This is a genomic window from Oryzihumus sp., from assembly GCF_054325275.1.
This window is the reverse complement of the sequence record NZ_JBTCWL010000006.1, coordinates 80,151-88,257: the sequence shown is the minus strand read 5'-3', so window position 1 is coordinate 88,257 and position 8,107 is coordinate 80,151. Positions and strand designations below refer to the sequence as shown.

Annotated in this window: 8 protein-coding genes; 6 read left to right on the top strand and 2 right to left on the bottom strand. The window is 71.9% G+C overall.

The window, feature by feature from the left end; translation table 11 throughout:
• Window positions 1-211: 211 nt before the first annotated feature.
• The 6 genes from ACXVGS_RS02740 to ACXVGS_RS02715 all read left to right on the top strand — a co-directional run bounded on the left by ACXVGS_RS02740 (window position 212) and on the right by ACXVGS_RS02715 (window position 6,241).
• Window positions 212-391 carry a Flp family type IVb pilin gene (locus ACXVGS_RS02740; RefSeq protein WP_458529329.1) on the top strand — a complete coding sequence of 60 codons (180 nt, stop codon included), beginning with the start codon at window positions 212-214 and terminating at the stop codon, window positions 389-391.
• 384 nt (window positions 392-775) lie between these two features.
• Window positions 776-1,522 (top strand): Flp pilus assembly protein CpaB, encoded by a 747-nt coding sequence (gene cpaB, locus ACXVGS_RS02735; RefSeq protein ID WP_458529330.1) that lies wholly within the window; start codon window positions 776-778, stop codon window positions 1,520-1,522.
• A 13-nt stretch (window positions 1,523-1,535) separates the two neighbouring features.
• Window positions 1,536-2,759 carry an AAA family ATPase gene (locus ACXVGS_RS02730; RefSeq protein ID WP_458529331.1) on the top strand — a complete coding sequence of 408 codons (1,224 nt, stop codon included), beginning with the start codon at window positions 1,536-1,538 and terminating at the stop codon, window positions 2,757-2,759.
• Entirely contained in the window at window positions 2,756-4,129 is a 1,374-nt protein-coding gene (locus ACXVGS_RS02725; protein WP_458531637.1) for a CpaF family protein, read from the top strand. Before ACXVGS_RS02730 ends, ACXVGS_RS02725 begins: the two co-directional genes overlap by 4 nt.
• Entirely contained in the window at window positions 4,126-5,313 is a 1,188-nt protein-coding gene (locus ACXVGS_RS02720; protein ID WP_458529333.1) for a type II secretion system F family protein, read from the top strand. The genes ACXVGS_RS02725 and ACXVGS_RS02720 overlap by 4 nt, the downstream gene beginning before the upstream one ends.
• A gap of 1 nt (window position 5,314) precedes the next feature.
• Complete coding sequence (locus ACXVGS_RS02715; protein ID WP_458529334.1) at window positions 5,315-6,241, top strand: type II secretion system F family protein; 927 nt, start codon at window positions 5,315-5,317, stop codon at window positions 6,239-6,241.
• A gap of 18 nt (window positions 6,242-6,259) precedes the next feature.
• Here ACXVGS_RS02715 and ACXVGS_RS02710 read toward each other — a convergent pair whose 3' ends face one another.
• Window positions 6,260-6,904 carry a response regulator transcription factor gene (locus tag ACXVGS_RS02710; RefSeq protein WP_141787454.1) on the bottom strand — a complete coding sequence of 215 codons (645 nt, stop codon included), beginning with the start codon at window positions 6,902-6,904 and terminating at the stop codon, window positions 6,260-6,262.
• Complete coding sequence (locus ACXVGS_RS02705; protein ID WP_458534185.1) at window positions 6,901-7,929, bottom strand: sensor histidine kinase; 1,029 nt, start codon at window positions 7,927-7,929, stop codon at window positions 6,901-6,903. Before ACXVGS_RS02705 ends, ACXVGS_RS02710 begins: the two co-directional genes overlap by 4 nt.
• Between the last annotated feature and the right edge of the window lie 178 nt (window positions 7,930-8,107).

Here is an 8,107-nt window from a genome sequence, read left to right as displayed (position 1 = left end):
GCGGCACCCAGCGGGTGCCGCCGCTTCGGGGTGTGCGGCCGGCCGCAGCCAGCTCGGGCGGCGGCATCCCCCGAACGGGTGAGTCGAGGACCACCGCTTCGGCGCCGGCAACGGCCGGATCAGTCGATTCGGGCGCGGCCGGCCCGGGGACAGGCTTGGTCGTGTTCCGGGGCCCCACCCGGACAACCCAAAGCCCTGGAAGGGGACCGCAATGTCTCGTCTCGTCAAGTTCCAGATCAAGGCCACCGACGTCCTGCGTGGCGAGCGTGGCGCCACCGCCGTGGAGTACGGCCTGATGGTCGCGCTGATCGCCATCGTCATCATCGTGGCCGTGACCCTGCTGGGCACCAACCTCAGCAACCTGTTCCACAACGCCGCCACCTCGGTCTGAGCCCGTCGGCGCCGTGCCGACGATGGTCATGACACGACCTGGGACCGCCTCCGCGGTCGGTTCGAGCGCCTGGCTCGGGCCGGCCGCGGGGCCACGGCCGCCGAGTGATGATCCCCGTCGCAGCGGCTGCCTCCGGGCGGGGCACCCAGGTCCTGTCCGCACCCTTCACCAGCACCACCTCCCGGCTGAGCCCAGGCTCCCGGCCCATCGTCCTCCCGGGCGCCGCCGGCCTCCGGCCGCGGCCCCTGGTTGGGGTCATCCAGACGTCACCCACCGGGCGGGGTCGCCGGACCGGACCAGCTGCATGCCCCCAACGGCACCCTGACGGCGAACCGGCCGCACAGGCCGCACGTCGTCCACATCGCGGGTGAGAAGGAGAAAGTCATGGGTCGTCGAGTTCTTGCGGTGCTCGCCGCAGTCGTGGTCGCGCTGGTCGGAGTGGTGGCGGTGCTCCTCTACGCCAAGGGCGCGGACTCCCGCGCCGTCGCCGGCCAGAGACCGGTCGGCGTGTTCGTCGCCCAGCAGGTCGTGCCAGCCGGCACCACAGCGGGCGACGCCGTCGCCAACGGGCTGATGGCCCGCACCCAGATGGCCGCCAAGGCCGTCCCCGCCGGTGCCCTCACCGCCGTCGACGAAAGAATGTCCAAGTTGGTGGCGCTCAACGACATCGCGCCCGGTGAGCTCGTCCTGTCGGGCCGGTTCGGCACGACGCCGCTCGGCCAGAAGGCCTTGCAGGTGCCGGACGGCCGGGTCGCCGTCGCCGTGCAGCTGTCGGACCCCGCCCGCGTCGGGACGTTCGTGACCCCCGGGTCGCACATCGTCATCTACGACACCTACAGCGCGGCCGCCAGCGTCAGCGGCGTGAAGCAGACCCAGGTGCTGCTTGATGACGCGCTCGTCATCGCGATGGGCTCCTCGTCGCTGACGCCGGTGCAGGGCCAGTCCCAGCAGAGCCAGGCCCAGCAGTCGGGCACGCCAACGGCCCTGGTCACGGTGGCGCTGCCCCCCGACACCGCGGTCAAGCTCGTGCACGGCATCCAGACCGGCGAGCTCTACCTGGGCCTGCGCGGCACCGACGCCAAGGTGCAGGGCACCAAGGCAGTCACCGACACCACGCTCTTCGCCAAGTGACGAGGCCCCCACCATGACGCTCCTCTGGGACCAGGACACCAACAGTCCTGACACCTACCGATACGCGCTCGGCACCGTCGAACGCCTCGAAACCGCCCCGTTGGTGCTGCGTGCCCTGGCCGCAGCACCGCAGGAGCTGCTCGTGGTGGTCGGCCCTGACGTGGACCTGCAGGCGGTGTGCGACCTCGCGGCGCAGATCCGGGTCGACCGCCCGGAGGTCGGGGTGATCATGCTCCGCCGCCGGCTCGACGTCACGGTGATGGGGCAGGCACTGCGCTCCGGCGTCCGTGAGGTCGTCCCCGCCGACGACCAGAACGCCCTTGCCGACACCTGCCGGCGCAACATCGAGCTGTCGCAGCGGCTTCGCGGCGCCACCGGCGGCCCGGTGCACGAGGGACGGGTGGTCACCGTGTTCTCCGCCAAGGGCGGGGTCGGCAAGACCACCTTCTCGACCAACCTGGGTGCCTGCCTGGCCTCCACGGGGGTCCGGGTGCTGCTCATCGACCTCGACCTGGGCTTCGGCGACGTGGCGATCAGCCTGCAGCTGATGCACGAGCGGTCGATGAGTGACGTGGTGGCGATGTCCGGCGCGCTGGACGAGCAGGGCCTGGCCTCCGTCGTCACCCGGCACGAGAGCGGCCTGGACGCCCTGTGCGCCCCCAGCGAGCCAGGTGACGTGGACCGGATCTCCGGTGCCACCGTCAGCGAGGTGATCCGGGTCGCCCGCCGCATGTACGACGTCGTGCTCATCGACACGCCACCGGCGTTCACCGAGCACGTCCTCGTGGGCTTCGACGCCAGCGACCTGCTGGTGCTCATCGCCACGCTGGACATCCCGGCGCTGAAGAACCTGCGCGTCACCCTCGACACGCTCGACCTGCTGGGCAACCCCCGCGACTCGCGGGTGGTCGTGCTCAACCGCTCCGACGCCAAGGTCGGGCTCACCCACGATGACGTCGTCCGGACCATCAAGCAGCCGATCGCGGTGAGCGTGCCGAGCAGCCACAGCGTGCCGGCGTCGGTCAACCGCGGCGTCCCGATCGTCCTCAACGAGCCCAAGCACCCGGTCAGTGTCGCGATCCGCACGCTGGTGGACCGGCACATCAGGCCGCTGGTCAACCGCGAGCCGGAGCTGGCCACCGCGGGGTCGCGCCCCACCGGGGCCGGCGACGCGCCACCCAACCCGCCGCGCAGCCGCCGTGAGATGCGGTTCCTGCACCGAGGAGGCAAGCGATGAGCCTGGCTGATCGACTCGACAACGTCCGCCGCAGTCCGGGAAACCAGCCCGGCCACGAGGCCGTCACCGCGCTTCCGCTCGCCAAGCACCGCGCCCGGGATCCGTGGGCCGGCGTGAAGGCCAGCGTCCACCAGGCGCTGCTGGAGTCGTTGGGCCCGCAGCTCTACGACCCGCACCTGGAGCACTCCGACCTCGAGCAGCGGGTACGCCACACCCTGCAGGCCGTCCTGGACGGCGAGCAGACGCCGCTGTCGGCGGCCGACCGCACCCGGATCGCCCAGGAGGTCACCGACGAGATCCTCGGCCACGGGCCGCTCGAGCCGCTGCTGCGCGACGGCGAGATCACCGAGATCATGGTCAACGGCCCGGACAGCATCTACGTCGAGCGAGCCGGCCGGATCTACCCGGTGGAGGCCACCTTCACCAGCGACGCGCACCTGCGCCGGACCATCGACAAGATCGTCGGCCGGGTCGGGCGCCGGGTGGACGAGTCCAGCCCGATGGTCGACGCCCGCCTGGCCGACGGCTCCCGTGTCAACGCGGTGATCCCGCCGATCGCCCTGGACGGCAGCCTGCTGACCATCCGCAAGTTCTCGGCGGACCCGTTCACCGACCGCGACCTGATCGCCTTCGGGACGCTCACCGCGCAGGTGCGCGACTTCCTCGAGGCCTGCGTCCGCGGCCGGCGAAACATCGTCATCAGCGGCGGCACCGGCTCGGGCAAGACCACGCTGCTCAACGTGATCTCCAGCTTCATCCCGGAGGACGAGCGGATCATCACCATCGAGGACGCGGCCGAGCTGCAGCTGCACCAGGACCACGTGCTGCGCCTGGAGTCCCGCCCCTCCAACATCGAGGGTCGCGGCTCGATCCCGATCCGCGAGCTGGTCAAGAACGCCCTGCGCATGCGCCCGGACCGCATCGTCGTCGGCGAGGTCCGTGACGGCGCCGCGCTGGACATGCTCCAGGCGATGAACACCGGCCACGACGGCTCCATCACCACCGTGCACGCCAACAGCCCCCGCGACAGCCTCTCGCGCCTGGAGACCATGGTGCTCATGGCCGGCGTCGACCTGCCGGTGCGGGCGATCCGCGACCAGGTGGCCAGTGCGGTCGACCTCATCGTCCAGCAGGCCCGGCTCAAGGACGGCACCCGCCGGGTGGTGGCCATCACCGAGGTCGAGGGCATGGAGTCCGACGTCATCACCCTCCAGGACCTGTTCGTCTTCGACTACTCCGCGGGCCGCGACGAGCAGGGCCGCTTCCGCGGCACCCTGCGCAGCACCGGGTTGCGCCCCAAGTTCAGCGAGCACCTTCGAGATCTCGGGGTCGAGCTCAACCCGGCGATGTTCGTCCGGGGTGCGGGATGATCGCCCTCCGGCGGCGAGGCTGGTCGCGCCGTCTGCCGGCCACCGGCGCCCGGGCGCTGATCGCGTCCGCCATCACGGTCCTGGCCTCGTTCGGGTCCGGTGGCGCTGCCTTCGCGGACACGACTGGTGCGCCGTCCACGATGCCATCGTCTGTCGTCTCCTACCGCACCGCCAGCCTGATGCCGTCGCTGCTCGGTATCCCGTGGCAGCTCGCGGCCGCTCTCGCCGCGGTGTTCCTCGGCGTGGTCGGCCTGGTCCTTGCCCTGGTCTCGCCGATGCTCAAGTCGGCCCGCACCAAGCGGGTCGACTCGATCGAGCACTATGTGAACGGCACGACGCCCGCGGCAGCCGGCGTCCCGGTCTCACCCAGCCAGCTCAGCAGCTCCCTCGTGGAGCTCGGCGAGAAGGTCATGGAGGGCCGCGAGTCGACCTCGCGGACCATGACGCTGCTCGAGCGGGCCGACCTGCCATGGCGCGCGGGGGAGTGGGCGGTCCTGCGGGTGGTGGCCGTCGTCGTCGGCATCGCCGGCGGGCTGCTCCTGCTGCACGCGAGCACCGGCCAGATGGTCTTCGGCGTCCTGGTCGGCGTGGTCGCCGGCCTGCTGCTCCCCTCGTTCATCCTGCGGTTCGCGGCACGGCGGCGGGTCAAGCAGTTCGAGGCGCAGCTGCCCGACGTGCTCAGTCTGGTGGCCAGCAGCCTGTCGACCGGGTTCTCGCTGCTGCAGGCACTCGACGCCGTGGCACGGGACGCCGCCCAGCCGGCCGCGAAGGAGTTCTCCCGGGCGCTGGCGCAGACCCGGATCGGGGCCGACGTCGACGAGAGCCTGGAGCGGATGGCCGAGCGGATGGACAGCGAGAACCTGCGCTGGACCGGCATGGCGATCCGCATCCAGCGTCAGGTCGGCGGCAACCTCGCCGAGACGCTGCGCACCACGGCCGGGACCCTGCGCGAGCGCGAGTCGCTGCGGCGCCAGGTCAAGGCGCTCTCCGCGGAGGGCAAGCTGTCGGCATACATCCTCATCGCGCTGCCGATCGGCCTGTTCCTCTACATGAACGTGGTCAACCACGACTACGTCTCGCTCCTGTGGACCAACCTCATCGGGATCGGGATGCTCGTGGCGGCCGGGGTGTCCCTGGTGTTGGGCATCTTCTGGATGCGCAAGGTTGTCGACGTGGAGGTCTGACATGAGCTCGCAGGTGTTCCTCTACGTCGGGCTGCTCGCGGTGGGCCTGTCCATCGCGGTGCTGGTCATGGCCTTCACCTTCGGCGCCGGCGCCCCGACCGGGGTGGCGCGCAGCCTCAGCCTCATCGAGCACGGCGTCTCCCGGGCCGAGGTGGGCAAGCACGAGCTGCCGGCCACCGAGCGGCTGGTCAGGCCGCTGCTCGACGGCAGCCGCGGGCTGGCCGTCCGGCTGTCGCCGGCGGGCACCCACGACCGGCTCCAGCACCTGCTGGACCTGGCCGGCAACCCGGGCACCTGGACGGTCGAGCGCCTGCTCGGCCTCAAGGGTGCGGGCATGATCGGCGGGGCCGTCGTGGTGCTGCTGCTCGCCCACCTCAGCCTCGGTGGCCTGGTGCTGGCAGTCGTGGCGGCGGCGGTCGGGTTCTTCCTGCCCGACCTGCTCGTCTACAACGTGGCGCTGAAGCGGCAGAACATCCTGCGCCGCGGGCTCGCCGACGCCCTCGACATGCTCACGGTCTGTGTCGAGGCCGGCCAGGGCTTCGACGCCGCCCTGCTCCAGGTGGCCAGGTCCACCCAGGGCCCGGTGGCCGGGGAGTTCGCCCGGGTGCTGCAGGAGATCCAGATCGGCAAGTCCCGCGGCGAGGCGTTCTCCGCGATGGCCGCGCGGACCAAGGTGACCGAGGTCCGCACCTTCGTCACCGCGCTCGTCCAGGCCGACCGGCTCGGCCTGCCGATCGCGGCCGTACTGCGCGAGCAGTCCGTTCAGATGAGGCTGGTGCGCCGGCAGCGGGCGGAGGAGAAGGCCCAGAAGATCCCGGTGAAGATCCTCTTCCCGATGCTGCTGTGCATCTTCCCGGCGCTGTTCATCGTCATCATCGGCCCCGGTGTCATCCGGATCGTGCAGACGTTCGGGCAGATGGGCCACTGACCCCGACGGGCTGCGGGGTCAGCGCTGGCGGTCCGGTTCGGCCTTCACCAGGCCGAGCCGGACCGCGGCCATGATGGCCCCGGCCCGGTTGTGGGCACCCAGCTTGTCGTAGAGCTTGGTGACGTGGGTCTTGACCGTCGACTCGCTCATGAACAGCTCGCGGGAGACCTCGGCGACCGACGCGCCGTCGACCAGCCGCTCGAGCACCTCGGTCTCGCGCGGTGTCAGCCTGGGCACCGTGGTGTTGGCCTGTCGCCGCAGGGCGGCAGCCAGGCCGTTCGCGGTGAAGGAGTCCGGGGCGGTGGCGGCGCGGCGGACCGCGTCGACGACCTCGGTGGACGAGGCGCTCTTGAGCACGAGGGCCGTGGCGCCGGCGTCCAGCGCCTCGAGCAGGGTGTCGTCGTCGTTGTGCATGGTCAGCACGACGATGCCCAGGCGCGGGTAGGCCGCGCGGGCGGCCCGCACCAGGCCCAGCCCACTGCCGTCGGGCAGTGAGACGTCGACCAGCATGACGTCGGGCTGCTTGGCGCCGAGCAGGGAGCGGGCGTCACCGACGGAGGAGGCCTCGCCGACCACCGCGAGGTCGGGCTCGGCCTGGATCACCCGCGACACGCCTTCGCGTACGAGGGTGTGGTCATCGATCACCACGACGTTGATGCTCATGATCGCAGCGGGATCCTTTCCGACCGTCGACGGTCCGTGGTCCCGGAGTCAGCCGGGCTCATCTCGAGGGTGAGCTCGACCCCTGGCCGGGACGCGTCCCCGATGAATACCACGGCGCCGAGCTGCGCGAGGGGATGTCCGGAGAAGTCCCGGGAGGGGAGCGAGCTCTCGCCGTCGTGCGTGAACCGCAGCCGCACCCGGGGTGCGGCCACCTTCAGGGCCAGCTCCAGCCGGTTGGCGCCGCGGGCGTGCCGGGCATCGGCGAGCAGGTCGAGCACGAACCGGAACAGCTGGTCCTGCACCACGGGGGGGAGTGCCAGCCCGTCGTCGTCGACGTCGACCTGGACCTTCAGGCCGGTGATCTCGGCGAACTGCTCGAGCCGGCCGCGGAGTGCAGGGGCCAGGCCGCCGTCGGGGTCCACGGACGCCTGCAGGTCGGCCATTCTCAGCCGCAGGTCGGCGAGGATGCGGCTCAGCTCGTCGCGGGCCTCGTGCAGCGGCGCGGCCAGCGCCGGGTCGGAGCGGTCCACCTGCCGGCGGGTGAAGTCGATGCGGTAGCCCAGCGCCACGAGCTCCTGGGCGAGGCCGTCGTGCAGCTCCTGGGCCAGGCGGACGCGTTCGTCGTGCGCCTGCCGCTCGGCGAGGGCGGCGACCTCCAGCGCGTGGGCCAGCGCCGGGGTGAGGCGTTGGGTGACCCCGGCGACGAACGCGAGGTCGGCGACGTCGAACGGCGCGGCCGCGTCGCGGTCGGCCACGAGCACGGCGCACCGTCCCTCCTCGCCCTCGAGCGGCACCACGACCATCGACCGGGAGCCCGCGGGGGTCGCCCAGGTGCCGGTCGTGGCGGTCGCGCCGCGCCACACCTGGCCCAGGGGGGAGTCGTCGGTGCGGGGGTCCGGCCACGGCGCCTGCTCGGCCCCGACGAGGGCGAGGACGACCGCGGGGGCGTCACCGGTCCCGGCCAGCAGCGCGATACGGCTCCCGGGCAGGTGCTCGGCGACCTCGTCGAGGAGGCGCTCGGCCACGGAGGCAGGGCTTTCGGGCGGCGCCGGGGCGTGGGGGACGCCGGGTGCGCTCATGGGTTCTGGCACGTCCTCAGTCACCCCCGGAGTTGGCACCGCGGCAGTCGGCTTCCGGTCTCATGGTGACGCGTGGACCCGGTCCGTGTCCGGCCAATGGTCGATCCGCCCCGATTTCCCCATG